20 protein-coding genes and 2 pseudogenes are annotated in these 26874 nt (G+C 73.7%); 16 read left to right on the forward strand and 6 right to left on the reverse strand.

Annotated features, from left to right (window positions below; translation table 11 throughout):
• The first annotated feature begins 28 nt into the window (after positions 1-28).
• The gene (locus DRB96_RS34070) at positions 29-1054 is read left to right on the forward strand and encodes an endonuclease/exonuclease/phosphatase family protein (RefSeq protein ID WP_112451913.1); all 1026 of its coding nucleotides are present in this window, start codon (positions 29-31) and stop codon (positions 1052-1054) included.
• Positions 1055-1172: 118 nt separating this feature from the next.
• On the opposite strand, the gene DRB96_RS34075 is transcribed toward DRB96_RS34070, so the two are convergent.
• Together DRB96_RS34075 and DRB96_RS34080 are read right to left on the reverse strand one after the other, a co-directional pair.
• Entirely contained in the window at positions 1173-2927 is a 1755-nt protein-coding gene (locus DRB96_RS34075; RefSeq protein WP_204357882.1) for an NAD+ synthase, read from the reverse strand.
• A gap of 50 nt (positions 2928-2977) precedes the next feature.
• A complete protein-coding gene (locus DRB96_RS34080; protein WP_112454058.1) occupies positions 2978-3934 on the reverse strand; it encodes a DUF4190 domain-containing protein in 957 nt (318 codons plus the stop codon).
• Positions 3935-3961: 27 nt separating this feature from the next.
• Here DRB96_RS34080 and DRB96_RS34085 point away from each other — a divergent pair.
• Positions 3962-5923 (forward strand): annotated as a pseudogene (locus DRB96_RS34085) (endo-beta-N-acetylglucosaminidase); the annotation flags it as partial.
• A gap of 19 nt (positions 5924-5942) precedes the next feature.
• On the opposite strand, the gene DRB96_RS34090 reads toward DRB96_RS34085, so the two are convergent.
• Both DRB96_RS34090 and DRB96_RS34095 read right to left on the reverse strand, forming a co-directional pair.
• Positions 5943-7361, reverse strand: a complete 1419-nt coding sequence (locus DRB96_RS34090) for a HAMP domain-containing sensor histidine kinase (RefSeq protein ID WP_112451916.1) — start codon at positions 7359-7361, stop codon at positions 5943-5945.
• 12 nt (positions 7362-7373) lie between these two features.
• Positions 7374-8129: a response regulator transcription factor gene (locus tag DRB96_RS34095; RefSeq protein WP_112451917.1), complete on the reverse strand. Its 756-nt coding sequence runs from the start codon at positions 8127-8129 to the stop codon at positions 7374-7376.
• 275 nt (positions 8130-8404) lie between these two features.
• Between DRB96_RS34095 and DRB96_RS34100 the strand changes: the two genes are divergently transcribed.
• The 7 genes from DRB96_RS34100 to DRB96_RS34125 all read left to right on the forward strand — a co-directional run bounded on the left by DRB96_RS34100 (position 8405) and on the right by DRB96_RS34125 (position 15263).
• On the forward strand, positions 8405-9190 hold the full coding sequence (locus DRB96_RS34100; protein WP_112451918.1) for an amino acid ABC transporter ATP-binding protein: 786 nt from the start codon (positions 8405-8407) through the stop codon (positions 9188-9190).
• A 92-nt stretch (positions 9191-9282) separates the two neighbouring features.
• The gene (locus tag DRB96_RS34105; protein WP_112451919.1) at positions 9283-10137 is read left to right on the forward strand and encodes a glutamate ABC transporter substrate-binding protein; all 855 of its coding nucleotides are present in this window, start codon (positions 9283-9285) and stop codon (positions 10135-10137) included.
• A gap of 117 nt (positions 10138-10254) precedes the next feature.
• On the forward strand, positions 10255-10929 hold the full coding sequence (locus tag DRB96_RS34110) for an ABC transporter permease subunit (RefSeq protein ID WP_112451920.1): 675 nt from the start codon (positions 10255-10257) through the stop codon (positions 10927-10929).
• On the forward strand, positions 10926-11804 hold the full coding sequence (locus DRB96_RS34115) for an amino acid ABC transporter permease (RefSeq protein ID WP_112451921.1): 879 nt from the start codon (positions 10926-10928) through the stop codon (positions 11802-11804). The genes DRB96_RS34110 and DRB96_RS34115 overlap by 4 nt, the downstream gene beginning before the upstream one ends.
• Positions 11805-12017: 213 nt before the next feature.
• Positions 12018-13604 carry an FAD-dependent monooxygenase gene (locus tag DRB96_RS34120; RefSeq protein ID WP_112451922.1) on the forward strand — a complete coding sequence of 529 codons (1587 nt, stop codon included), beginning with the start codon at positions 12018-12020 and terminating at the stop codon, positions 13602-13604.
• A gap of 32 nt (positions 13605-13636) precedes the next feature.
• Positions 13637-13723, forward strand: a complete 87-nt coding sequence (locus tag DRB96_RS46395; protein ID WP_311318651.1) for a putative leader peptide — start codon at positions 13637-13639, stop codon at positions 13721-13723.
• A 175-nt stretch (positions 13724-13898) separates the two neighbouring features.
• Entirely contained in the window at positions 13899-15263 is a 1365-nt protein-coding gene (locus DRB96_RS34125; RefSeq protein ID WP_112451923.1) for a hypothetical protein, read from the forward strand.
• 53 nt (positions 15264-15316) lie between these two features.
• Here DRB96_RS34125 and DRB96_RS34130 read toward each other — a convergent pair whose 3' ends face one another.
• A complete protein-coding gene (locus DRB96_RS34130) occupies positions 15317-17377 on the reverse strand; it encodes an AMP-binding protein (protein ID WP_112451924.1) in 2061 nt (686 codons plus the stop codon).
• A 139-nt stretch (positions 17378-17516) separates the two neighbouring features.
• Here DRB96_RS34130 and DRB96_RS34135 point away from each other — a divergent pair, with 139 nt between their 5' ends.
• The 4 genes from DRB96_RS34135 to DRB96_RS45310 all read left to right on the forward strand — a co-directional run bounded on the left by DRB96_RS34135 (position 17517) and on the right by DRB96_RS45310 (position 21494).
• Positions 17517-19490 (forward strand): ABC transporter ATP-binding protein, encoded by a 1974-nt coding sequence (locus DRB96_RS34135; RefSeq protein ID WP_239516200.1) that lies wholly within the window; start codon positions 17517-17519, stop codon positions 19488-19490.
• A gap of 73 nt (positions 19491-19563) precedes the next feature.
• Positions 19564-19944 (forward strand): VOC family protein, encoded by a 381-nt coding sequence (locus DRB96_RS34140; RefSeq protein ID WP_112451925.1) that lies wholly within the window; start codon positions 19564-19566, stop codon positions 19942-19944.
• Positions 19945-20074: 130 nt separating this feature from the next.
• Positions 20075-20935, forward strand: a complete 861-nt coding sequence (locus DRB96_RS34145; protein WP_112451926.1) for an NAD(P)-dependent oxidoreductase — start codon at positions 20075-20077, stop codon at positions 20933-20935.
• A 112-nt stretch (positions 20936-21047) separates the two neighbouring features.
• Positions 21048-21494, forward strand: coding sequence for a hypothetical protein (locus DRB96_RS45310; protein ID WP_239516201.1), 447 nt, complete (start codon positions 21048-21050; stop codon positions 21492-21494).
• A gap of 32 nt (positions 21495-21526) precedes the next feature.
• On the opposite strand, the gene DRB96_RS34155 is transcribed toward DRB96_RS45310, so the two are convergent.
• A complete protein-coding gene (locus DRB96_RS34155) occupies positions 21527-23638 on the reverse strand; it encodes an NB-ARC domain-containing protein (RefSeq protein ID WP_239516202.1) in 2112 nt (703 codons plus the stop codon).
• A 44-nt stretch (positions 23639-23682) separates the two neighbouring features.
• On the opposite strand from DRB96_RS34155, the pseudogene DRB96_RS34160 reads away from it, so the two are divergent.
• From DRB96_RS34160 to nudC, 3 genes and pseudogenes are all read left to right on the forward strand, one after another.
• Positions 23683-24360, forward strand: a pseudogene (locus tag DRB96_RS34160) (PD-(D/E)XK nuclease family protein); the annotation flags it as partial.
• Between the two features lie 10 nt (positions 24361-24370).
• Entirely contained in the window at positions 24371-25825 is a 1455-nt protein-coding gene (locus DRB96_RS34165) for a dipeptidase (RefSeq protein WP_204357883.1), read from the forward strand.
• A gap of 79 nt (positions 25826-25904) precedes the next feature.
• Entirely contained in the window at positions 25905-26840 is a 936-nt protein-coding gene (gene nudC / locus DRB96_RS34170; RefSeq protein WP_112451929.1) for an NAD(+) diphosphatase, read from the forward strand.
• Positions 26841-26874 lie beyond the last annotated feature (34 nt).

Genomic DNA, 26874 nt, shown 5'->3' on the forward strand with positions numbered 1-26874 from the left:
GCGCGAGCACGGCAGCGAGGGCAGTGGCATGGCACAGGCGTACATGACGGAGACGGGGAACGGCGGCTCGGACCCCGAGCCCTCCCGAACCGGTCTCCGGCGCCGGCTGGCCGATCTGAGGGGCGACCGGGGGATCTGGCGCCGCGGGATCGTGCTCGCGGCGATCGCGGCCCTGATCTCGCTCGTCATGATCTTCCACGCCTCGCTGCCCAACGACATCGGCAACCTCGGCAGCCTCACCGAGACCTTCCTGCCCTGGCTCGGCCTCGCCGTCCCGGTGCTCTTCGCCGCCGCGCTGCTGCGCCGGTCCGCGACCGCCCTGATCGCGATACTGCTGACCGCCGCGGTCTGGGTGAACCTCTTCGGCGGACTGGTCACCGACAAGGCCGGCGCCGGCGGCAACCTCACCGTCGCCACCCACAACGTCGACGCCGACAACCTCGACCCGAAGGGGACCGCCGCCTCCGTCGCCACGTCCGGAGCCGACGTCCTGGCCCTGACCGAGCTCAAGGGCAGCGCCGTCCCGGTCTACGAGAAGGCCCTCGCGGAGACCTACAAGTACCACTCGGTCGAAGGGACCGTCGGCCTCTGGAGCAAGTACCCGCTGACCTCCAGCGCGCCCGTCGACATCAAGATGGGGTGGACCCGGGCGATGCGCGCCACCGTGCACAGCCCCCACGGCGACATCGCCGCCTTCGTCGCCCACCTGCCCTCGGTCCGCGTCAAGCTCAACGCCGGCTTCACCGCCAATCAGCGCGACAACAGCGCCGACGCCCTCGGCGCCGCGCTCGCCGCCGAACCGCTGGGCAAGGTCATCCTGCTCGGCGACCTCAACGGCACTGTCAACGACCGGGCCCTGTCCGAGGTCACCTCGCAGCTGCGCTCCACCCAGGGCGCGTCCGGCGACGGCTTCGGCTTCAGCTGGCCCGCCCAGTTCCCCATGGCCCGCATCGACCAGATCCTGGTCCGCGGCGTCACCCCCGTGGCCTCCTGGACCCTGCCCCGCACGGGCAGCGACCACCTCCCCATCGCGGCCCGGGTCACCGTCACGTAGGACCGGCCGCCGGGCCCGCGGCGCCCGTACGGGCGCCCGTACGCATGCCGGTGCCCCGGCCGCTCCGAGGAGCGGCCGGGGCACCGGTGCGAGGACGGCGGGATCCGGAGCGGACGGCCTACGCCTGCTCGCGCCAGCCGTTCGTGATGGGCAGCCGGCGGTCCTTGCCGAAGCCCTTCGCGGAGATCTTCGTGCCCGGCGGGTACTGCCGGCGCTTGTACTCCGCCGTGTCCACCATGCGCAGGGTCTTCGCGACGAGCCCGCGGTCGTAGCCGGCCGCCACGATCGCCTCCAGGCCCTGGTCGCGGTCCACGTACAGGTCCAGGATCCCGTCCAGCACGGGGTAGTCCGGCAGCGAGTCCGTGTCCACCTGCCCCGGGCGCAGTTCGGCGCTCGGCGGCTTCTCGATCGACGCGACCGGGATCGGCGGCGTCTCGCCCCGCTCCTCGGCGGCCCGGTTGCGGTAGCGGGCGAGCCGGAAGACGTCCGACTTGTAGACGTCCTTGATCGGGCCGTACGCGCCCACCGAGTCCCCGTACAGGGTGGAGTAGCCGACGGCCAGCTCCGACTTGTTGCCCGGGGCCAGCACGATGTGGCCCTCCTGGTTGGAGAGCGCCATCAGCAGGGTGCCGCGCAGCCGGGACTGGAGGTTCTCCTCGGCGAGCCCGGTCAGGCCCAGCGCGCCCATGTACGCGTCGAACATCGGCTCGATCGACACGGTCCGGAAGTTCAGGCCGGTCCGCTCGGCCAGGTCCGCCGCGTCGCCCTTGGAGTGGTCCGAGGAGTACTTGGACGGCATCGAGACGCCGTACACGTTCTGCGCGCCGATCGCGTCGCAGGCGACGGCGGCGACGAGCGCGGAGTCGATGCCGCCGGAGAGCCCGATCAGGACCGAGCGGAAGCCGTTCTTCTTCACGTACGCGCGCAGGCCCACGACCAGAGCGTCGTAGATCTCCTCGTCGTCCTCCAGGCGCTCCGCGTAGCCGCCGGTCACGACCGCCTCGTACGGCTCGACCGGCTCCTCGGAGAGGACCACCCGGTCGATGCGCAGGCCGTCGTCGACGACGCCCTCGACGGGCGAGGCCGAGGCGGCCGGCAGGTCGAGGTCGACCAGCACGCAGCCCTCGGAGAACTGCGGGGCGCGCGCGATGACCTCGCCGCCGGCGTCGACCACGATCGAGTCGCCGTCGAAGACCAGCTCGTCCTGGCCGCCGATCATCGCCAGGTAGGCCAGGGTGCAGCCGGCCTCCTGGGCGCGCTTGCGCACCAGCTCCAGGCGCAGGTCGTCCTTGTTGCGCTCGTACGGGGACGCGTTGATCGAGATCAGCAGTCCGGCCCCGGCGGAGCGGGTGGCCGGGACGCGGCCGCCCTCCTGCCAGAGGTCCTCGCAGATGGCCAGGGCCACGTCCACGCCCCGCACCCGGATCACGGGCTGGGTGTCGCCCGGTACGAAGTACCGGAACTCGTCGAAGACGCCGTAGTTGGGGAGGTGGTGCTTGGCGAAGCGCAGGACGACCTTGCCGCCGTGCAGTACGGCGGCCGCGTTCTCCGGGGACCCCGCCGGGCGGCCGAGCCGCGGCGCGGCCTTCTCCGTACGGTCGAGGTAGCCGACGACGACCGGCAGGTCGCCGAGGCCCTCGGCCGCCAGCCGCTCCGCGAGCCCGCGCAGCGCCGCGCGCGAGGCATCGACGAAGGAGCCGCGCAGCGCGAGGTCCTCGACGGGGTACCCGGTCAGCACCATCTCCGGGAACGCCACCAGGTGGGCGCCCTGCTCGGCGGAGTGCCGGGTCCAGTGGACGACCGAGTCCGCGTTGGCGGCGATGTTGCCGACGTGCGAGTCGATCTGATTCAGAGCGAGGCGTAGTTGAGGCACGCGGCCCAGTCTAATCGTCTTTCTGACGCGATGTCCTGGGAGCCGGGCAATCAGCCGATGGGGCCGCTGTACTTCACCGAGGGGAGCCGGCCACCGGGGCTGATGTCGGCGGTGAGGTTCGCGGTGCCCTTGGGGACCTCCCAGGCGATGATCCCGGTCGCCGTGGTGCCCGGCAGGATGTCGCCCTTGATCATTTTGGGCAGCTCCCCGTCGAAGACGAGCTTGCCGGCGAGGCCCTGCTCGTCGCGGAGGTTGGGCACCGCGTAGATGACGTTGAGGTTCTCGGTCGAGTTGTTCGTGATGGTGAGCGTCACCTGCACCGCGTTGCCCACCTTGATGTACTCGTTGTCGGTGACGTACTTCTTCGGCACCGACACCTTCACCTCGACGCCGCTCGGGTACGTGAACGTCTCGCCGAACGGCAGCGCGCTGGTCAGACCGGGCACCTGGGACGGGGACGGCGAGGTCTTGGGCGTCGGGAGCGGCGGGGAGCTGGGCAGGACCAGGTCGTCCTCGTCGAACTCGTAGTCGCCGTAGCGGTTCTCCTCGGCGACCTTGTCCTGGATCTTGCCGACGAAGTTCGCGGTGATGAACCAGCCGCCGACCGAGGCCGCGATGGCGAGGACGCTGAGCACGGTGCCGAAGGCGGCCAGCGTGCCGCGCGGGGCGCCCTTGCGGGACTTGACGATGGCCCCGATGCCCAGGCCGGTGCCGGTCAGGGCGAGCAGGGCGCCGGCCCAGAAGAAGAAGGGGATGAGGCCGACGAAGATGCCGAGCAGGCCGAGGATCAGCGCTGCCACGGCCAGGCCGTTGGTGGCGGACGGGGGCGGCGGGAAGCCGTGCGGGGCCGGGTAGCCGCCGCCGGTCGGCGGCGTGGCCCAGGGGTTGCCCGGGACGGGTCCGCCCGGCGCGCCGGGCGCGCCGTGGCCGTACGGGGCTCCGACCGCGGGCGTCGGGGCGGGGGGGCGGCCGCGGGCGAAGGAGCCGGGGACCTGTCTGCTGTACACACCGCCCGACCCCCCGCCGGCCTGGCCCCGTACGCCTCGTACTGGTTCCCGGACTCGCTCCCCGAGGGCGCCCCCGGCCCCGGCATCACCTGGCGCTCCCTCCTGCGGTGGAGCCCCGGGTCCGATCCCGACCTGGCCCACAACACCTCGACCGTGCCGCTCGCGCCCCGCTTCACGCCGGTGCCGCCGAACTCCGCCGCCCGCGCCGGCCAGGCCCGCATCGCCTCGCTCGTCTCCTTCGGGAGCACCGCCGCCAACCCCTCCCAGGGCTCCCCCACCGCGGACTACTACGCCCTCACCCACTGGGCGTACATCGACGAGCTGGTCTTCTGGGGCGGCTCCTCCGGCGAGGGCATCGTGCTCGCCCCGAACGCGCCCGTCGTCGACGCGGCCCACCGCAACGGCGTCCGGGTGCTGGGCAACGTGTTCCTGCCGCCCGTGGCCTACGGCGGCGACCTGCGCTGGACCCGGGACCTGGTCCAGCGGGACCCCCTCGGCCGCTTCCCCGTCGCCGAGCAGCTGGTGCGCGTGGCCCGGACGTACGGGTTCGACGGCTGGTTCGTCAACGCCGAGACCGAGGGCGGGGACAGCGAACTGGCCTCGCTCGTCCAGAGGTTCCTGCGCGCGCTGCGTTCCGCCGGCGCACCGCACGGGCTGCGCATCACCTGGTACGACGCGATGAACTCCACCGGCGGGGTCGGCTGGCAGGGTGCGCTGAACGAGCTCAACCAGGAGTTCTTCGAGGACCGTCGGGGCCGGGTCGCGGACACCGTGTTCGTGGACTTCCGCTGGACCGCGGCGAAGCTGGCCGCGTCGGGCGCGCTCGCGGACCGGCTCGGGCGCGACCGCCACGAGCTGTGGGCGGCCGTGGACACCGGGTCCAGCGGCTGGAACACGGACGTGGACTGGGACGCGATCGTCCCGCGCGAGGGCGACCACGTCGTCTCCTACGGCTTCTACCGGCCCGAGTGGACGCGCGACCACCTCACCGACCGCTCCCCCGGCGCCTTCCACCGCGCCGACGACCGGTTCTGGACGGGCGAGTCCCTGGACCCGGCCCGGCCCGCCCCCGGGGCCGGCTGGCGGGCGCCCGCCACCGTCGTCGCCGACCGGTCCACCGTCACCGCCCTGCCCTTCGCGTGCTCCTTCAACACCGGGCACGGCGAGCGCTGGTACGAGGACGGCGAGGCCGTCTCCGACAGCGCGTGGAACCACCTCGGCCTCCAGGACCGGCTCCCGGGGCGCCGCTGGGTCGTGGACACCGCCGGGCCCCGCCCCGAGGTCACCCTCGACTTCGCCGGGGCCTGGCGCGGCGGCTCCAGCCTCCTCGTCCGCGGCGAGGTCACCGCTCCGGCCGCCGTGGGGCTGCACCGCACCCGGCTGCCGCTGACCCGCGGGACGGTCGTCGAGCTGGTCCACGCCACCGAGTCGGGTCCCGTGGCCGTCGAGCTCGGGGTGGCCACGCGCGAGCCGGCCGCCCCTGGGCTGGAGGTCCCGTACACCTGGCTGCCGGTGCGGAGCCCGGGCGCCGGTCGGGGCTGGCGCACGGCACGGGTCCGGCTGGCGGATCTGGCGGGCGGGACCGCGCACGGACTGGCCGTACGGATCACCCGGCTCGGGAAGGAGCCGGTGCGCTGGCGGCTCGGCGCCCTGACGGTACGCGACGCGGCCGCGCGGCCCCGCCCGGGTACTCCGGGGACGCCCGCCGTGACCGCCTCGGCCCAGCAGTCCGGCACGGCGGCCCTGCGGCTGTCCTGGCGGCGGCCGGCCGGCCCGGCCGGCCGCGTCCGCCACTACGAGGTGTCCCGGATCCTGCCGGACGGAGCCCGCCGCTTCCTCGGCGGCACGTGCGGCACCGCCCTCTACCTCCCGGCCGTCGAGCGCGCCGGCCGGGAGGAGGCGGCGGTGTTCGAAGTCCGTTCCGTGGACGAGCTGTACGCCGTCTCCGCCCCCGCCCGCACCACCCTCGTCTGGACCGGGTCCCGCTGACGCGCGGCGGCCCCGCGGTTCACTCGGGCAGGACGGTGGGATCGGTGCGCGGGACCGCCACCGTCACGCGCAGCCCGTGCGGCGGGTTCGTCGCGTAGGAGAGGGACCCGCCGCCCGCGGCGAGCAGGGTGCGGGAGATGGACAGGCCCAGGCCCGAGCCCCTGACGTTCTGGTGGCGGCCGCTGCGCCAGAACCGGTCGCCGACGCGGAGCAGCTCCTCCTCGGTGAGGCCGGGCCCCCGGTCGGCGACCACGATGCGCACCTGGTCGCCGACCACGGAGAGGCCGACCTCGACGTCCTCGCCCGCCGGGGTGAACTTCAGTGCGTTGTCGATGACGGCGTCCAGCGCGCTGGAGAGCGCGATCGGATCGGCCCAGCCGGTGGCGGCGGTGCGCCCCGTCCCGGTGAGCCGCACGCCCTTCTCCTCGGCGAACGGCCTCCAGGCGGTGACCCGTTCGGCGGCCAGACCCGCGATGTCGACGAGGCTGATCTCGGCGGTGGCGTGCTCGGCGAGCGCCAGGTCCAGCAGGTCGTCCAGGACCTGGGTCAGCCGCTTGCCCTCGGTCCGCACCGAGGCGATCTCCTCGTTGCCCTCGGGGAGTTCGAGGGCGAGCAGCTCGATCCGCAGGAGCAGCGCGGCGAGCGGGTTGCGCAGTTGGTGGGAGGCGTCCGCGACGAACGCGCGCTGCTGTTCCAGCACCTCTTCGACGTTGTCGGCCATCTCGTTGAACGAGCGGGCCAGGCGCCTGAGTTCCGGGGGTCCGCCGGCCGCCGCCACCCGGGAGTTCATCCGCCCGGTGGCGATGCCGTGGGCGGCGGTGTCCAGGGTCTGCACGGGCTTGAGCACCCAGCTGGTCAGCCGCAGCGCGGCGCCGAAGGCGACGAGCATGGCGGCGCCGAGTCCGCCGATGATGATCAGCCAGCCGCGCAGGATCCGGCCGCGCATCTGGTCGGTGGGCGACTCGGTGGCGACGACGGCGACCACGTCTCCGTCCAGGACGACCGGGGAGATGACGAGGAGTCTGCCGCCGGTCTGCCAGGGCCACACCTGTCCGGGGTCGTGGCTGCGCCGTCCGGCGAGGGCCTCCTCGAAGGCGCGGCGGCCCTCTCCCTCCTCGGGCAGCTGCCACCAGCCGGGGGCCCGGACGATGGCGCTGTAGTCCCGGCGGAAGATCCCGACGCGGATGCCGTAGAGCTCCTGGTAGCGGGCCAGTTCGAGCTGGAGGGTGACGCGGCGCTCGTCCACTCCGCTGGAGTTGGAGCCCTCGGCGTCGATGACGAACTGGGCCAGGGCGGCGAAGCGGGCGCTGTCGTCGATCCGGTCGACGACCACGCGCTGCTGCTGCCCGGCGGCCAGGGCCACCGCGAGCGGGAAGCCCAGGGCGAGCAGGACGCCCGCCATCAGGACGACGAGCAGCGGGAGCAGGCGGGCGCGCACGGCGGCTCCCCGCTAGGGCGCGGGCGGCGCGGGCTGGGCCGGCGAGGCCGGCGGGACCGGCGGCACGACGAGCCGGTAGCCGACGCCGCGGACGGTCTCGATGAGGGCCGGCATGCGCAGCTTGGAGCGCAGCGAGGCCACGTGCACCTCGAGGGTCCGGCCGGTCCCCTCCCAGCTGGTGCGCCAGACCTCGCTGATGATCTGCTCGCGGCGGAAGACGACCCCGGGGCGCTGCGCGAGCAGGGCCAGCAGGTCGAACTCCTTGCGGGTGAGCGCGACGTCGGCGCCGTCCACGCCGACGCGGCGGGTGGAGAGCTCGATGGAGACGGAGCCGAGGCGGACGACCCCGGGCTCGCCCGACCCGGCGCCCGCGGCGGCCTCCTCGGAGGCTCCCGTACGGCGGGCGACGGCGTGGATGCGGGCGAGGAGCTCGCCCGTGTCGTAGGGCTTGGTCACGTAGTCGTCGGCGCCCATGTTGAGGCCGTGGATGCGGGAGCGCACATCGGCCCGCGCGGTGACCATGATGACGGGCGTGGCGGTGCGCTTGCGGATCTTGCCGCACACCTCGTACCCGTCCTGGTCGGGCAGGCCGAGGTCGAGCAGGATCACCCCGTACGGAGTGACGTGCGGCGGGGATCCGGCGGGCAGCAGTGCCTGCAGGGCCTCCTCGCCGCTGCGCGCATGGGTCACCCGGAAGCCGTGCCGGGCGAGGATCGCGGACAGGGCGGCGGCGACGTGGTCGTCGTCCTCGACGAGCAGCAGTCTCATGTCGTCCCCCTCTCCTCTTCTTCACTCGTGCGTCACTTGCCTGACGGCATCCAAGCATCCACGCCGATGCGGACTCCCACGTCAAGGCGGTTCCGGCCGGACGGGGCTTCCGTTACGCACCCGGTACGGCCGCGGCCGGTGCCGGGTGGCCTCGCGTACGGAGCGTATCGGTGCGAGGCCGGATCGTTATCCTCAATTCTCCCTCAGATGTGCTGACGCTGTGCGCGCCACCTCACTACTGTCCTCCCAACCGAGGAGGACGGAGCAAGAAGCCGATGAGCGGAGTATCAGTGACCAAGGACGTGCGGGACGCGGGCGGTGCCGCGGACGGCCTGGTCGTGCTGAACAACGTCAACAAGCACTTCGGCGCGCTGCACGTGCTGCAGGACATCGACCTGAGCATCGCCCGCGGCGAGGTCGTCGTGGTGATCGGCCCTTCGGGGTCGGGCAAGTCCACCCTGTGCCGGACCATCAACCGCCTGGAGACGATCGATTCGGGCACGATCACGGTCGACGGCAAGCAACTGCCGTCCGAGGGGCGCGAGCTGGCCAAGCTGCGCGCCGACGTGGGCATGGTCTTCCAGTCCTTCAACCTGTTCGCGCACAAGACGGTGCTGCAGAACGTCATGCTGGGCCAGCTGAAGGTCCGCAAGATGGGCCAGGCGGCCGCACTGGAGCAGGCGAAGTCCCTGCTGGAGCGCGTGGGTGTCGGCTCGCAGGCCGACAAGTACCCGGCCCAGCTCTCCGGCGGCCAGCAGCAGCGCGTGGCCATCGCCCGCGCGCTGGCGATGGACCCGAAGGTGATGCTGTTCGACGAGCCCACCTCGGCCCTCGACCCGGAGATGATCAACGAGGTGCTGGAGGTCATGCAGCAGCTCGCCCGGGATGGCATGACCATGGTGGTCGTCACGCACGAGATGGGCTTCGCCCGCTCCGCCGCCAACCGGGTGGTCTTCATGGCCGACGGGAAGATCGTCGAAGAGGCGACGCCCGACCAGTTCTTCAGCAACCCGCGAAGCGACCGCGCCAAGGACTTCCTGTCGAAGATCCTGCACCACTGACCTTCGCGTCTGGTAGTGATCCGGTGACGGATCGTCGTCCAGCACGTCTCAGTTCACTTCTGTCTCACGTCTCACTTCGAGGGAAGTCCACCATGAAGCTCTCCAAGGTCGGCGCGGCCGCTGCCATCGCCGTTGCTCTCGCCCTGACCGCGACCGCCTGTGGCGGCGACAGCGACAAGCCCGCGAGCGACGCCGGCGCGTCGGGCGGCACCAAGAAGGAAAAGATCGTCATCGGCATCAAGTTCGACCAGCCGGGCGTGGGCCTCAAGACCCCCGACGGCAAGTTCACGGGCTTCGACGTGGACGTGGCGACGTACGTGGCCAAGGAGCTCGGCTACGAGCCGGACCAGATCGAGTTCAAGCAGGCCGTCAGCGCCGAGCGCGAGAACCTGCTCTCCAACGGTGACGTGAAGCTGGTCGTGGCGAGCTACTCGATCACCGACACGCGCAAGCAGAAGGTCGACTTCGCCGGCCCGTACTTCCTCGCCCACCAGGACCTGCTGGTCCGCGCGGACGACACCTCGATCACCAAGGCCGAGGACCTCAACAAGAAGAAGCTCTGCTCGGTCACCGGCTCCACCTCGGCGCAGAACGTCAAGAAGAAGCTGGCCCCCGAGGCCGACCTCCTCGAGCAGGCCGGCTACTCCGAGTGCCTGACGGGCCTGGAGAACAAGGCCGTCGACGCCCTGACCACGGACAACTCGATCCTGGCCGGCTACGCCTCGCAGGACAAGAACAAGGGCAAGTTCAAGCTCGTCGGGCTGAACCTGAGCAACGAGAACTACGGCATCGGTCTGAAGAAGGGCGACAAGGAGCTCCAGACCAAGGTCAACGCCGCCATCAAGAAGATGGAGGCGGACGGCGCCTGGGAGGCGGCCGTGAAGAAGAACTTCGGCCCGGCCAACTACAAGAACGAGCCGGCCCCCGCGGTCACCGAAGGCAGCTGACCCGGCGGCCGGTCCGCCGGCCGATCCAATCGGTGAGGGACGTCGCCGCCCGCCTGTCACGGGCGGCGCCGTGCCCCGCCGGCCAATCTGGCCATCCTGGGGAGAGCGCAGGCCATCGTGTTCGATTTTCTTGATTCCGGGCAGTACGACCTGCTCGGAGCCTTCTGGGTGACGGTTCAGCTCACCCTCTACTCGGCCGCCGGGTCCCTGGTCTGGGGCACCGTCCTGGCCGGGATGCGGGTCAGCCCCGTTCCGCTGATGCGGGGCTTCGGCACCGCGTACGTCAACCTCGTGCGCAACACCCCGCTGACCGTGCTGATCATCGGCTGTTCACTGGGGCTCAACCAGACCCTCGGCGTCACGCTCGGCGGCGGCACCTTCAAGGACATCGGCTTCCGGCTCGCGGTCCTCGGATTCATCGCCTACACCGGCACGTTCGTGTGCGAGGCGCTGCGATCGGGCATCAACACGGTCCCGGTCGGCCAGGCGGAGGCGGCCCGCGCACTGGGCCTGAGCTTCTTCCAGGTGCTCACCCTGATCGTGCTCCCCCAGGCGTTCCGGGCGGTCGTCGCCCCGCTCGCCAACGTACTGATCGCCCTCACCAAGAACACCACGGTGGCGGCGGCCATCGGCGTGGCCGAAGCGGCCCTGCTGATGAAGGAAATGATCGAGAACGAGGCGGACGCGCTCTTCGCGATCTTCGGGGTCTTCGCCCTGGGATTCGTCCTCCTGACCCTGCCCACCGGCCTGCTGCTCGGCTGGGTGGCCAAGCGAGTGGCGGTGAAGCGATGACCTCCGTGCTGTACGACACCCCCGGCCCCAAGGCCAAGGCCCGCAACTGGATCTACAGCGGCATCTTCGTCGTGGCGGCCGCGGCCGTCCTGTGGTGGGTGCTGTCCGCCCTCGCGGACAAGAACCAGCTCGACGCCGACAAGTGGAGCCCCTTCGTCACCGACGGCAAGGTCTGGACGACGTTCCTGCTGCCCGGCCTCGGCGAGACGCTGAAGGCCGGCCTCATCGCCATGGTCATAGCGCTGCCGCTGGGCGCCCTGCTCGGCATCGCCCGGCTCTCCGACCACGCGTGGGTACGCACCGCCGTGGGCACCTGGGTCGAGTTCTTCCGGGCCATCCCGGTGCTGATGCTGATGCTCTTCGGCTCCGCCTTCTTCGTGCAGTACACGGGCGTCGCCTCGGAGATCCGGCCGCTGTACGCGGTGGTCACCGGGCTGGTCCTCTACAACTCCGCGGTCATCGGCGAGATCGTCCGGGCCGGCGTCCAGTCGCTCCCGAGCGGCCAGACGGACGCCGCCAAGGCGATCGGCATGCGCAAGGGCCAGGTCATGACCTACGTCCTGCTCCCGCAGGCGGTCACGGCGATGCTGCCGGCGCTGGTCAGCCAGCTCGTGGTGATCCTCAAGGACACCGCGATCGGCGGAGCGGTGCTGGGCCTGGGCGAACTGCTGTCGATGAACCGGCAGATCTCGGCGAACTACAGCAACACCATCGCGGCCCTCGTGGTGATCGCGGCGATCTACATCGTGGTGAACTTCGGCCTCACCTCCTTCGCCTCCTGGCTCGAGGGCCGGCTGCGGAAGTCGAAGCGGACCACGGACGCGACCGTCCCGATCACCCTCGACGCGGGCGCGAACTCGGCCGGCGGCATCTGACCGGACCCCCGGCGAAATATTCGGACACGCGCTCGGACCGGCCTCCGGCAACCGGGCTGACAGACGGTCAGTACACTGGCGGGACACGTGTGGTGCGGCGGAACTCATCCGCCGCACCACTCGGCATTGTCCGGCCCGGCGTCACTTGACGCAGGCACCTCCAGTGGGTTGCATACGTTCTGTGATCACATACCGGACACCGGGAGCCACATCATGGACCCGGTGATCGTCGTCGGCGCGGGGCCCGTCGGGCTGTCCATGGCCCTCGCCCTGGCCGGCCAGGGCGTGCCCTGCGTCCTGCTCGACGAGGGACCCGGCAAGGACGAACTCCGCCCCGCCCGCACCGTCGCCCTGCACGCCGACACCGCCGCCATGGTGCACCGGCTGGGCTGCGCGACCCTGCGCGACGAGGGCACCTACTTCGCCGCCTGGCGCACCATGCGGCGCGGCCGCGACGCGCAGCGGATCACCTTCGAGGACGGCCCGGCCCCGGCCCACCTGCCCCAGCACGCGCTGACCCGCGGACTGCGCGACGCCGCCCTCGCCCACCCCCTGGTCCAGCTGGTCACCGAGAGCAGGCTCGACTCCGTGGAGCAGGACGGCCACGGGGTCACCGCGCACACCCGCGGCGCCGAGACCACGTGGTGGCGCGGCAGCTACCTGGTCGGCTGCGACGGAGCCCGCTCCACCGTGCGCAAGCTCCTCGGCATCCGCTTCCCCGGCCGCACCGCCGTCGAACGGCACGCCGTCGCCGCCCTGCGCACCGAACTTCCCTGGCCCGGAGAGGCGTTGCTGCACCGCGGCCAGGCCAACGGGGTGGACGAGGTCACCGCCAGACCGCTGGCCGACGGGGTGTACCGGCTGGACTGGCTGCTGCCCGCGCGCGGGGACCTCGTCACCCCCGACGCGCTGGTGACCCTCATCCGCGACACCCTCGCCCTGTGGTGCGGCGGCACGACACCCCCGTACGAGCTCCTCGACACCGGGGTCCACACCCTGCACCACCGGCTCGCCCGGCGCTGGCGCGACGGCCGCGCCTTCCTCGCCGGGGACGCCGCGCACCTGCTCGGCGCGCTCGGCACCCAGGGCGTCGAGGAGGGCCTCCGGGACGCCGAGAACCTCGCCTGGAAGCTCGCCATCGCCTGGCACCAGGGGGCCTCCGAGGAACTCCTCGACAGCTACGAGGCCGAGCGCCGCAGGGCGGTGGCCGCCCGGCTGCGCGCCGCCGACCAGGCCATGCCCGCACTGCGCGCCGGGGGCGGGCTGCGCACCTACCTCCCCGGGGCCGCGCGGTCCGCCGAATCCCTCCTGACCGACGGCCACTTGGGGCGCGGGCCGCTGGGCGCGGAGCCGGTGTACGCCCCGCCCGTCGCCGTGCGCGAGGTCCCCACCGCCACCGAGCCGGGCGGGCCCGTCGCGAACGTCCCGGTGACCGCGCCCGACGGCTCGACGGTGCCGCTGCGCGACCAGCTGGGCCGGGGCCGGCTGCTGGTCGTCCTCGTCGCCCCCGGGACCGGGGTCTGGGACCGGCGCCACTGGCTGGGCGCCGGCCTGATGCCCCGCCTCGCGGCGGCGGTCAGCGCGCTCCCGGTCCGCACGGAACTGCTCGTCGCCGACGGCTACCCGGGGGCGCCGGCGCACACCGTGCTCCTGGTGCGGCCCGACGGCCATCTCGCGGCGACCTTCGCCGGAGTCCGCCCGGCGGAGCTGTACGAGGCCGCCGACGCGGTCCGCCACGGGGCGCCCTCGGCGTCCGGTTCCGCGGCCCCCGTGCCCACGCCCGCACCCGTGATCGATTGACCGGCCGCCCGACTCGTGCTTCACTCGCCGACATGACCGGCAACGACGTACGCCTGTGGCGGAGGGTCCATATGGACCTGCTCCGCTACGCGGGCTGCGTGTGTCGCCCTTCCTGCTGATTCGCCTTCCTCCGCGCGCCCCTCGTGTGCCGCGCGCTCTCGCGAACCCCCAGGACGGTCACCCTCCTGTCTCCTAGACTCCATTGCACCGGCCGGGCCGGGACTCCCCGCTGCTCCCGGCCGCCGGCGGCGCGTACGTGCCCCGAGGTCCGGTACGGGCGGGCCCGGCGGGCTGGTGCGGTTCGAGGTGGCGCCCGCGCCGCCGGCCGGCTGGGCCCACGCCTGGACGGGCGGCGCGGCCGCCGTCCACGTGGGCAACGTCGCCGAGTACAACGCGCAGTTCGCCGACGCCTCCCTGGACCCCGGGCAGCGGGCCGCGCACCACTACGCCTGCCTGGCCGCCTTCTACAGTCCGCGGCCGGCGGCCCTGGTGCTGCCGCGCGCGGTGCCGGCGGGCTGGATCGCCCTGGTCGGGCGCCAACTGGGCTGGCCCGCCGGGGTGGAGGTGTACGACGGGCTCGCGGAGCGGGGCCCGGGCCTGTCGGACGCCGTACGGTCCCGGCCGGCGCTGACCGCACGGCTCACCGGGGCCGGGGGCGAGGCCGGGGCCGGGGCGCCGCTCGTACCGTGGGGCCTGACCGCGCCCTTCGCACGGCTGGCGGGGAAGCCCTGGCGGCCGGACGAGCTGCGGTACGAGTCGAAGTCGGCGGCGCACGGACTGTTCGGCCGGATCCTCGCGGAGGGCGGGCACCCCTCGATCACGCTGCCCGCCCAGTGGCGGGCGGACACCCGGCGGGCGGCTGTCCGGCTGCTGGCGGCCCGGGCCCGGGCGGGGAAGAGCACCGTTCTCAAATCGGAGCACGGCGTCGGGGGTTCGGGCACCACCGTGGTGGGCCCCGAGCGGGTCCGCGCGGCCGGCGGCGCACGGGCGGTGCTGCGGGCGCTGCCGCGCGGACCGCTGCTGGTGGAGGAGTACGTGTCGGGCCCGGCGGACCGGGCGGAGCCGCGGGACCTCACGTACGACGGGTTCGTCGACGCGCGGGGCCGGGTGCACGAGGTCGGCGGGGCGGTGATGGACGTGGCCGACGGCGGGTACCGCGGGGCGACGGTGGGGCCGGGGGTGGTGCCCGGATGGGCGCAGGAGCCGCTGCTGGCCTTCGGGAAGGCGGTGGGCCGGGAGCTGGCGGCCGCCGGTTACCGGGGCTGGTTCGACGTCGACTTCGTCGCCGACGGCGGGGGACGGCTCGCCCCGACCGAGACCAACCTGCGCCTGACCGGACCCTCCGTCGCCTTCATGGTGGCGGCCCGCCTCGACGAGCTGCGGGGTGCGGGGCACCTCGTGCGGATCGCCGACCGGGTGGAGCTGGGGGCCCGCCTGCCGGAGGCCGCGTTCGACGATCTGTGCGAGCACCTGGCCCGCCGGTGTGCCGCGATCGGGGCGGTGTTCGTGCCGGCCATCCCGACCGGCGCCTTCGAGCCGGCGCCCTGGATGGGCGCCCTGGTGGCGGCGACCGGCAGGGAGGCGCTGGACGCGGCCGACCGGCTGGTGCGGGCCGAAGCGCTGTCCGCCGGGGCGGTGTTCGAGCGGGCGCCCCTGTGACGCGGGGATTCGGTCCGCGGAGGGTCGGTCCGCGGGGGTTCGGTCGCGGGAACTCAGTTCGCGGGGGCCTGGTCCGCGGGGGCCTGGTCCATGTCGAAGGCGCTGAGCGGAGGGCGGGACGCGTAGAGCGCCACGATCCCGGCGGCGATCATCAGCGGGATGTTGAAGGCGTAGACGAGGGCCGCCTGTTGGGGCCAGTCCTGCTTGGCGGCGAGCCGGTAGAAGTTGTCTTGCGGCCACCAGGCGGCCAGCAGGTAGACGATCGCCAGGTGGGCGGCGGCGGTGACGCGGGGACCGCGGCGCCCGTGGCGGCGCATCCGGGAGCGGCCGGCGACCAGGAAGAGCAAGCCGGCGGCGAAGGCCCAGGACTCGAAGAGGTAGAGGAGGAAGAAGAGCGCCGCGTACGGGTTCGGGACGCCGGTGAGGTCCATGGACCCCGGCCAGAGCACCGAGGCCAAGGCCATGGCGAAGGCCCCCAGCACGAGCAGCGCGACCCCGCAGAAGAACGCGAACACGGCCGTCCCGCCGGCCGTGGACTGCGGCTGGTACTTGCTGCTGACGTAGGTCGACCCGCCCAGCGCCCGGATCGCGGGCAGGGGAAGGGCGGTCCGCTGCTCGCGGCCGGCCCGGTCCCGGGGAATCCGGTGCACCCGGAACACCGTGCGGGGCATCTCGGCGTCCGGGAGCCTTCCCGCCAGGTGCCGGCGGACCGCTCCGCCGTCGGGGAGTCCGGTGCCCGGGGGCCAGGTGTCGTCCTCCGCGCCCGGGGCGAGGTAGGCGGCGAGCACCGGCAGCGCGTTCTTGCCCTGCCCGGCACCCTCCACGCGGGCCAGGAGCACACCGCCGACCCCTTCGTGCGACCGGATCGCGGATTCGAGGGGGTGCGGGTCGAGGGTGCGGCCGTCGACGGTGATCCGGTCGCGGACGCGGCCTCGGAACTCCAGCAGCCCGTCGGGGCGCAGCGCCCCGAGGTCTCCGGTCGGGACGGCGTCACCGCCCTGCGTGCCGAGGTGGATCTCCCCGTCGCGCACGGTCGCGTGGCAGCCGGGGAAGGGCGTGCCGAGCAGCACGAGTTCCTCGGATCCGTCCAGCGGGCCCGCCAGCTGCGGGAGTTCGAACCAGGTTCCGGTGCCCGCCGTCTCGGTGAGCCCGTAGACGTTGAGCAGCCGGGCGCCGGAGCGCAGCCGGGCGAGCAGGGCGGACTGTTCGTCGAGGTAGAGGCGGTCGCCGGTGACCGTGACCATGCGCAGCGAGCGCAGGCCGTCGTCCGGGCGGTGCAGGGTGCGGGCGAGGCCCGCCTCCCGGTCGCGCACCAGGAGCTGGGCGGCGGTGCCCGGGTCGGTGTGCAGGACGCTGACCCGCTCGGTGTCGACCGCGCGGCGCAAGGACTCGGCCGTCCAACGCGGGCCCTCGGGCAGGACGAGGGCGGCGCCCTCGCACAGGGCCCGCGTCCATCCGGCGGCGAAGGCGGTGAGGTCCGGGGCGGCGGTGATCAGGTGCCGGTCCTCGGGAGTGAGCCCGGCCGCCCGGGCCCAGCCGTCGTGGGCGGCGAGGAGCCGGTCGTGGCCGAGGCGGACGGCCCGCCGGTCCGCGCCCGCGGTGAACAGGACGGCGGCGGTGTCGTCCCGCGGGACGCGATCCCGCACGGTGCGGGCCGGTCGATCGGCGGGCGCTCCGCCCGGCGCGGCGTCCTGCGGACCGAGGCGGATCACCCGCAGGTCGCCGACGCCGTCCAGGCGGGCCTGGTCCGCGGCGTCGGCGAGCAGCGCGAAGGGTGCGGCGGCCGCGAGTTGGAGCCGCCCGGAGCGGGGGTTCTCGACGTCGATGACGGTGTAGGCCGCGCCGGCCTTGAGGACGGCGAGGAGGGCGACGGGGAGTTCGGCCCGCCGGCCGGCGGCCACGGCGACGACGGCCCGGTCGGGCAGTCCGGAGTTCAGCAAGTCGTGCGCCAACCGGTCGGCCAGGGCGTCGAGTTGGCCGTAGGTGAGGCTGCCGGTGCCCGCGGCGACGGCCTGGGCGCCCGGGGTGTCGCGCGCCCAGCGCTCGAAGCGGGACAGGACGGTGTCGTCGGTGCGCCGGCCGGAGTGCGTGGAGGACTCTGATCCCTGCGTCATGGACCGATGATGTCACCGGGCACCGACAGGTACGAGGGCGCGGAAAATCCCCCGTACGAGCGGGAGTTGACCGCTGCGGAGAGTGAGCCGCACCCCATCCCTTGACCTCAAGCTTGGTTGAGGTCGTAGCGTTCCGCACATGGACATGGAAGTCACCGCTTGGACCTCGCTACACAGCGCGATCAACGCCCAGCAGGACCGCCGCCCGCTCTCGCGGGCCGGCCTGCGCCGGATCGCCGCCTTCGCCCGCCCGCACCGCCGCGGGCTGACGCTCTTCCTCCTGCTCAGCGTGGTGACCGCCCTGCTCGCGGTGGCCACCCCGGTGCTCGCCAGCCGGGTGGTCACCACGATCGTCGAGGACCGCGAAGGCGGTACGGTCACCCGCCTCGCCCTCCTCATCGCGCTGATCGCGGTCGCGGAGGCGGGCCTCGGGCTGCTCGTCCGCCGACTGTCGGCCACCCTCGGGGAGGGCCTGATCCTGGACCTGCGGACAGCCGTCTTCGACCACGTCCAGCGGATGCCGGTGGCGTTCTTCACCCGGACCCGCACCGGGGCGCTGGTCAGCCGGCTCAACAATGACGTGATCGGTGCGCAGCGGGCCTTCAGCAACACCCTCTCGGGGGTGGTGGCCAATACCGTGACCCTGCTGCTGACCCTGACCGTGATGCTGGGCATCTCCTGGCAGATCACCTTGCTGGCCCTCGTGCTCCTGCCTGTGTTCGTGCTGCCCGCCCGCCGGATGGGGGCGCGGATGGCGGGCATGCAGCGCGAGGCCTCGGCGCTGAACGCCTCGATGGGCACCCAGATGACGGAACGGTTCTCCGCGCCGGGCGCCACGCTGGTGAAGCTGTTCGGGCGGCCGGCCGACGAGTCGGCGGAGTTCGCGGCGCGGGCGGCCCGGGTGCGCGACATCGGCATCCGCACGGCGATGGCCCAGTCGGCCTTCATCACCGCCCTGACCCTGGTCTCCGCCCTGGCCCTGGCGCTCGTCTACGGACTCGGCGGCCACTACGCCCTGGCCGGCTCCCTGGACGCGGGCTCCGTCGTCGCCCTCGCCCTCCTGCTGACCAGGCTGTACGCGCCGCTGACCGCGCTCGCCGGGGCGCGGGTGGAGGTGATGAGCGCCATGGTCAGCTTCGAGCGGGTCTTCGAGATCCTCGACCTGAAGCCGCTGATCTCCCAGAAGCCGGACGCCCGCCGGGTGCCGGACGGGCCGGTGGCGGTGGAGTTCGACCGGGTCTCCTTCGGCTATCCCTCGGCCGACAAGGTCTCGCTCGCCTCCCTGGAGGAGGTCGCGACCCTCGACGCGCGGGGCGGCACGCAGGTGCTGCACGAGGTGTCCTTCCGGGCCGAGCCCGGCCAGATGATCGCCCTGGTCGGCTCGTCGGGCGCCGGCAAGTCGACCATCGCGCAGCTGCTGCCGCGGCTGTACGACACGGACGAGGGTGCGGTCCGCCTCGGCGGGATCGACGTACGGGACCTCACGGCCGACTCCATCCGCGACACGCTGGGCATGGTCACGCAGGACGGCCACCTCTTCCACGAGTCGGTACGGGCCAATCTGCTGCTGGCCCGCCCGGGGGCGGGAGAGGACGAGATCTGGGAGGCCCTGCGCCGGTCCCGCCTCGACGGGCTCGTGGCCTCGCTCCCGGACGGGCTCGACACGGTCGTCGGCGAGCGCGGCTACCGGCTGTCCGGCGGGGAGCGCCAGCGGCTCACCATCGCCCGGCTGCTGCTGGCCAGGCAGCGGGTGGTGATCCTGGACGAGGCCACGGCCCATCTGGACTCCACCTCGGAGGCGGCGGTCCAGGAAGCCCTCGGCGAGGCCCTGGCGGGCCGCACGGCCGTGGTGATCGCCCACCGGCTGTCGACGGTGCAGGCGGCGGACCTGATCCTGGTGGTGGAGGAGGGGCGGATCGTGGAACGCGGCACGCACGCCGCGCTGCTGGCGATGGGCGGACGGTACGAGGAGCTGTACCGCACCCAGTTCGCGTCGGACGCCCCGGAAGACGCTCAGGCGGACGCCCAGGAGGACGCCCAGGAGGACGCGCCGTCGGACACGTCGTCGGCGCAAGCCCTGCCGGGCGGCGCGGCGGCCGCGCACGGCGGATGATGGCCGGCAGGGCCTCACTGCCCGCCCCTCACCCCTCACCCCTCGTCCTCACCCTTGGGAGCAGGAACAGCCGATGGACATCAAACTGGAACTGGTCGCCGTCCCGGTCACCGACATCGACCGCGCCAAGGCCTTCTACGAGCGCGTCGGCTTCCACTCCGACCACGACGTCACGGTCAGCGAGGACATCCGCTTCGTCCAGCTGACCCCGCCCGGCTCGGCCTGCTCGATCGCCATCGGCAAGGGCCTCACCCGGATGACCCCCGGCTCGCTGGACAACATGCAGGTCGTGGTCGCGGACATCGAGGAGGCGTTCGCCGACCTCAAGGGCCGCGGCATCGAGGTGACGGAGATCCAGGACCTGCCCTGGGGTTCCTTCGTCTACTTCTCCGATCCGGACGGCAACGGCTGGGCGGTCCAGCAGACCACCCCCCGCACGGCCCCGGCGGGCTGAGTGGTACGGGCGGGCGCGACGGAGCCCGCCGGATTCGGACCGAAACGCCTCGGATGGGGTGATCGCCCCCGGACCCGTGGAGACTGTCCCCCGGGGAACACCCGAGGGACGACCGAATGGGAGTGAAGCCGTGAGCGCCGTCGCACTGCTGGGGACCGGGATCATGGGGTCGGGCATGGCCCGGAACCTGCTCAAGGCCGGACTCGAGGTCCGCGTGTGGAACCGGACCAGGGAGAAGGCGGCCGCGCTGGCCGCCGACGGTGCGACGGTCTGCGACAGCCCGGCCGAGGCGGTGGCCGGGGCCGAGGTGGTGATCACCATGCTGGCCGATGGCGCGGCGGTGGCCCGGGCCATGGCCGCGGCCGAGGAGGGGCTCACCGCCGGCCAGGTCTGGGCGCAGATGGGCACGGTCGGCGTGGCCTCGCTGGAGGAGCTGGCCGTCTTCGCCCAGGAGCGCGGGCTCGTCTTCGTCGACGCACCGGTGCAGGGCACCCGCGAGCCCGCCGAGGCCGGAACCCTGGTGGTACTGGTCTCCGGACCGGCCGACCCCCGGCTGGACCCGGTCTTCGCGGCCGTCGGCAGCAAGGTGCTGCCGGTCGGGGACGCGCCGGGTGCGGCGACCCGGCTGAAGCTGGCCACGGTCGGGTACGCGATCACGGTGACGGCGGCCGTGGGCGAGGCCCTGGCGCTGGCCGAGGGGCTCGGGGTGGACACGGAACTGTTCGCGCGGGTCGTGACGGGCGGGCCGATGGACAGCCCCTACCTCCAGGCCAAGATGCGGGCCGTGCTGGAGCGGGACTTCACTCCGAGCTTCACGGTGCGCGGCGCCGAGAAGGACACCGGGCTGATCGCCGATGCCGCCGGGGCGGCCGGGATCTCGGTGGACCTGGCGCTCGCCGCGCGGGCCCGTTTCCACCGTGCCGACGAACTGGGCCACGGCGCCGAGGACATGGCCGCCGGCTATTTCGCGAGCTTCCCCGACCAGCCCTGAGCCTGACCCGGGCCCCGGCCCGGCCCCGGCCCGGTCTCGCTGCCGCTGCCCGCTGCCCGCTGCCGCGGAAAACGGCTGTCGCCCCGCCGGAGCGCCCGGCTACGGTCCGGTCATGAACCGGACCCGCACGCGTGACCGCCGCCCGGCCCGGCCGCGGGCCGGGCGCCCGTCCTCCCCGCTCCCCCTGGGGCCGGCCGGGTCCTTGCCGGCCGAAGGGGCGGGGGTGGTGCTCGTCGGCTTCTTCTCCGGCAAGCGCAAGGACTTCGCCACGGTCATGGACGCGGCCGCCGCCGGGCTGGCCGCCCGGGGGATCCGGGTCCTGGGCCGCGCCGTCCAGCGCCGCGGCGTCTCGGACGGCGGCGTGCGCAAGATGTCCTGGCCGCTCTCCTCGCGGACCCTCATCCGCGGTGGGAAGGCCCGTGAGGTGACGGTGCTCCGGGAGGCCGTCGGAGCCGACGCGGTCGTCTTCGTCAATCCGCTGACGGACCACCAGCGCCGGGTCCTCGCGGAGCTCTTCGGCTGCCCCGCCGTCAGCCTCGCCGACGCTCCCGCCGAGTAGGCCGGCCCGGCTCCCACCCACACCGCCCGCGCTCAGTCCTCGTACGGCCGCGGGCGGGTGCGCAGCGTGTGGCCGTGCCGCAGGCCCTCCCGGAAGGCCGCCTCGTACGCCTGGTCGCCCAGTGCCCCGCGCGCGGTGCGCTCGAACTCCTCGCGTACGGAGGCCAGCTCGGGCGTACCGCGCTGCGGGTGGCCGACCGCCTGCCAGTAGGCGTGGCCCGTGCCGTACGCGCGCGCCGCGCCCGCCCCGTCGCCACCCGCGGCCCGGGCCGCCGCGAGCAGGTCGAGCCCGAGGGCGGTGCCGAAGCTGTCGCCCAGCTCCCGTTTGCCCTCCAGCATCGCGCGGGCGTGCACGGCGGACTCGGCGGGGCGGCTCTCGAACAGACAGATCAGGGCGAGCTGGTAGTCGGCGTAGGCCCGGGTCCAGTGCTCCCCGCGCTGGGCGCAGCCCGAACGCAAGTGCTCCGCCTCCTCGCGGGCGTCGCCGAGCAGGCCCATGCCGGTGAGTGCGAAGACCCGTACGAGGTGGCAGCGGAGCCGGGGCCCCGAGTCGAAGGGAGAACCGGGGAAGGCTTCCAGGGCGTTGTCCGAGACGATCCGGGCGGCCAGCGGCCGCCCGGCCAGCAGGTGGCTCAGGCCCAGCAGGTACGCGGCGTCGAGCGCCGGGCGCGCCCCGAGTCCGGTGGCGAGGGCCTCGCAGCCGACCGCGATCCGGTGGGCCTGGTCCTGCTCGCCCTGGAGCAGCAGGGTCACCCCGAGCGCCCACAGGGCGCGTGCGCGGACCGGCGCGGCCACGTCCTCCGGCCGTGCGGCGGCCAGGGCCCGCTCCAAGTAGCCGCGGGAAGCGTGCAGGTGGCCGCAGCAGGCCCAGTAGAAGCCGACCCGGGCCGCCAGGTCCAGGGCCAGGACCGGGGCGGTGGCCAGGCAGTGGTCGAGGGCCGCGCACAGGTCCCCGTACACCGCCGCGACGCGCCGGTATCCGAGCCTTTGGGCGGGTCCCAGCCAGTCCCGCTCGGCCGCGCGGACCAGGTCGGTGAAGTGGGCGGCGTGGGCGGTGCGCAGCGCCTCGCCTTCGCCGGCCTCTTCGCGCCACATGGCCCCGTACTCCCGGATCGTGTCCAGCATGCGGTACGAGCCGTCCGCGCACCGGCGCACGACGGATTTGGCGGCGAGGGCCTCCAGCAGCGGCGGGACCTGCGCCTGGGTGAGCGGGGCGGCCGAGCAGACGGCGCGGGCGGCCGCCGCGTCGAAGGATCCGCCGAAGACGGACAGCCGCAGCCACAGCAGCCGTTCGCGCGGTTCGCACCACTCGTGGCTCCAGCCGATGGCCGTGCGCAGCGCGCGGTGGCGGGGCGGCTGGAGGGGGGCGGCGGTGGACAGCCGTCCGATCCTGCGGGCGAGCCGGGCGGCGAGCTCCTCGACGGTGTGGTCCGTCAACTGCGCGGCGGCGAGTTCCAGCGCGAGGGGGACCCCCTCGAGGCGGGCGCAGACGGCCCGGGCGGCCGCGAGCCGGGCCTCCGTCCAGGGGGGCGCCTGCCCGGGGGCGGCCGCGGCGGCCCGCCGGGTGAAGAGCGCGAGGGCCTCCTCGGCCCCGCCGGGGTCGACTGCGTGCGGCAACGGGCCGATGTCCAGGACGTGTTCGCGCCCCAAGGCCAGCGACTGCCTGCTGGTGACGAGCACGACGAGGTGCGGGGCCGCGTCGAGCAGCTCGCGCACGAGGCCCCGTGCGGCCGTCACCAGGTGTTCGCAGCAGTCCAGTACGAGGAGCAGCCGGCGCTCGCCGATCCACTCCCGCACCGCCGCGTCCAGGGTGCGGGAGGTGTGGTCGGCCAGGTCGAGGGCGTCGGCGACAGTGGCGGCGAGCAGCCGCTCGTCGGGCAGCGGGGAGAGGTCGGCCCAGTGGACCCCGTCGGGGAACGGGCCCGCGGGGCCGGCGGCCTCCATGCGGTCGGCGGCGTGCCGGGCCAGGCGGCTCTTGCCGACTCCGCCCGGCCCGGTCAGCGTGACCAGCCGCCCGCCGCCGCCCGGCGGCGGGCCGTACCGCCCGCCGCCCCGCAACGCCCTGTCCAGGGCGGCCAGTTCACCGGCCCGCCCCACGAAGGAGGCGGACCCGTCGCGTTCGTACCCCTCGCCGTCTCCCAGCACCCGCCCAGTGTGGCGTACGGGGCGGGCGGCGGTCCCTGATACACATCTCCGGGGCCCGCCGGGCCAGGGCCGCCGTCCGCGCGGTCGGGCTGCCCGCCGCGCTCTGCGCCAGCCAGGTGATACCCCTCGCCGCCGACGAGCAGGGCTTCGTCCGCGGCCTCGCCCGCCCCATGCCCAAGCCCCCGCAGCCCGCCGCGCGCCAGGGCACCCGCTTCCACGCCTGGGTGGAGTCCCGCTTCGACGAGCTCCCCCTCCCGCTCCTCGATGTCCTCGACCCCGCGACCGAGCTGCCCGGCGCCGGCGCGGAATCCGGCCAGGACATCGCCGACGAGGCCGACCTGGACTCCCTCAAGGCCGCCTTCGAGCGCAGCGAGTACGCCGACCGCACCCCGTACCGCATGGAGGTCCCCGTCCAGCTGACCCTCGCGGGCCGGGTGATCCGCGGCCGGATCGACGCCGTGTACCGCGGCCCCGACGGCACGTACGAGATCGTCGACTGGAAGACCGGCCGGACGGCCGAGGCGGACCCCCTCCAGCTCGCCGTCTACCGCCTGGCCTGGGCGGAGGCCACGAACACCCCCCTCGCCGAGGTCACCGCCGCCTTCCTGCACGTGCGCAGCGGCCGCGTCGTCCGCCCCCGCAACCTCCCCGGCCGCGCGCGTCTTGAGCAGATCCTCCAAGGCAAAACGGACACGGAAAGCGACCTCCGAACAGAAGGCTAGGCTCGTGTCCATGAGCGACACCCCGGCGGACAGCGTCGTCCGCACGTACATCGACACGCACCGCGCCGCCTTCCTCGACGACCTCGCCGAGTGGCTCCGCATCCCTTCGGTCTCGGCCCAGCCCGAGCACGCGGACGACGTACGGCGCAGCGCCGACTGGCTGGCGGCGAAGCTCAAGGAGACCGGTTTCCCGGTCACCGAGGTCTGGCGGACGGGCACCGCGGACGCCCCCGGAGCGCCCGCCGTCTTCGCGCACTGGCCCAGCGACGACCCCGCCGCGCCCACCGTCCTGGTCTACGGGCACCACGACGTGCAGCCCGCCGCCCTCGCCGACGGCTGGCACACCGACCCATTCGAACCGGTCGTCAAGGACGGCCGGATGTACGGGCGCGGCGCCGCCGACGACAAGGGCCAGGTGTTCTTCCACACCCTCGGCGTGCGCGCGCACCTGGCCGCGACCGGCGCAGCAGCCCCCGCCGTGCACCTCAAGCTCATCGTCGAGGGCGAGGAGGAGTCCGGCTCCCCGCACTTCCGCGCCCTGGTCGAGCGCGAGGCCCGGCGCCTCGCCGCCGACATCGTGATCGTCTCCGACACCGGGATGTGGTCCGAGACCACCCCCACCGTCTGCACCGGCATGCGCGGCGTCGCCGACTGCGAGATCGACCTGTACGGCCCGGACCAGGACATCCATTCGGGCGCCTTCGGCGGCGCCGTGCCGAACCCGGCCACCGTCGCGGCCCGCCTCGTCGCGGCCCTGCACGACGCGGACGAGCGGGTCACGGTCCCCGGCTTCTACGACGGCATCGCCGAGCTCACGGACGCCGAGCGCGAGCTGATCGCCGAGCTGCCCTTCGACGAGGGCGAGTGGCTGCGCACGGCCAAGTCGTACGCGGCCGCCGGCGAGGCGGGCTACTCCACGCTGGAGCGCGTCTGGGCCCGCCCGACCGCCGAGGTCAACGGCATCGGCGGCGGTTACCAGGGTCCCGGCGGCAAGACCATCGTGCCCGCCTCCGCGCACCTGAAGCTGTCGTTCCGCCTGGTCTCAGGGCAGGACCCGTACGCGATCGAGGCCGCCGTCGCGGGCTGGGTCGCGGAGCGCGTCCCCGCCGGAATCCGGCACTCCATCACTTTCGGCGCCCCCACCCGGCCGTGCCTGACCCCGCTGGACCACCCGGCGCTGCAGTCGGTCGTCCGGGCCATGGGCCGGGCCTTCGGGCAGAAGATCCGCTTTACCCGCGAGGGCGGTTCGGGTCCGGCGGCGGACCTCCAGGACGTGCTGGCCGCACCCGTACTCTTCCTCGGGATCTCCGTGCCCTCCGACGGCTGGCACGCGCCGAACGAGAAGGTGGAGCTCGACCTGCTCGCCAAGGGGGTGGAGACGACGGCGTACCTCTGGGGCGACCTGGCCGCCCACTGGAAGCCCGCCGGACCCGCCGGGCCCGCTGGAGCCGCCGTCACCGCCTGATCCGCCGCCGTCACCGCCCGCCGCACACCGTCCTGCTGAGCCTGCCCGTGTCCCGCCACCGGGGGAGTTGGAAGTACCTGTGAGCACCCATACCGAGCACGAGCGCCCGATCTCGCTGGCCGCGCCCAGCGGAATCGACCGGGCCGCGCACCACCGCCTCGACGAGGCGTGGCTCGCCGCCGCCTGGAGCCACCCGAGCACCCGCGTCTTCGTCGTCTCGGGCGGCCAGGTCCTGGTCGACGACACCCCCGACGGCGGCACCGGCATCCTGATGACCCCGGCCTTCGAAGCCCCGGTCACCGAGACCCACCGGTACTTCCTGGGCACCGACGAGGACGGCGTACGGTACTTCGCGCTCCAGAAGGACTCGCTGCCCGGCCGCATGGACCAGTCGGCCCGCCCGGCGGGCCTGCGCGAGGCCGGCATGCTGCTCTCCCCGCGGGACGCCGGGCTGATGGTGCACGCGGTGGCGCTGGAGAACTGGCAGCGCATGCACCGCTTCTGCTCGCGCTGCGGCGAGCGCACGGTGGTCGCGGCCGCCGGGCACATCCGCCGCTGCCCGGGCTGCGGCGCCGAGCACTACCCGCGCACCGATCCGGCCGTGATCATGCTGGTCACGGACGAGCAGGACCGGGCGCTGCTGGGCCGCCAGGTGCACTGGCCGGAGGGGCGCTTCTCGACGCTGGCCGGGTTCGTGGAGCCGGGCGAGTCCATCGAGCAGTCCGTCATCCGCGAGGTGTGGGAGGAGGCGGGCGTCAAGGTCGGCGAGGTCGACTACGTCGCCAGCCAGCCCTGGCCGTTCCCGTACAGCCTGATGCTGGGCTTCACGGCCCGCGCCACCACCTCCGAGATCAACGTCGACGGCGAGGAGATCCAGGAGGCCCGCTGGTTCTCCCGCGAGGACCTGCGCGCGGCGATCGAGGCGGGCGAGGTGCTCCCGCCGGCGGGCATCTCCATCGCGGCCCGGCTGGTCGAGCTCTGGTACGGCGAGCCGCTGCCGAGGCCCACGGCGTAACGTTCGTCACAGCAGAAGGCCCCCGCCGAGGCGG

Origin of the sequence: Streptomyces sp. ICC1, assembly GCF_003287935.1 — a bacterium.
GTDB classification, from domain to species: Bacteria; Actinomycetota; Actinomycetes; order Streptomycetales; family Streptomycetaceae; genus Streptomyces; species Streptomyces tritrimontium.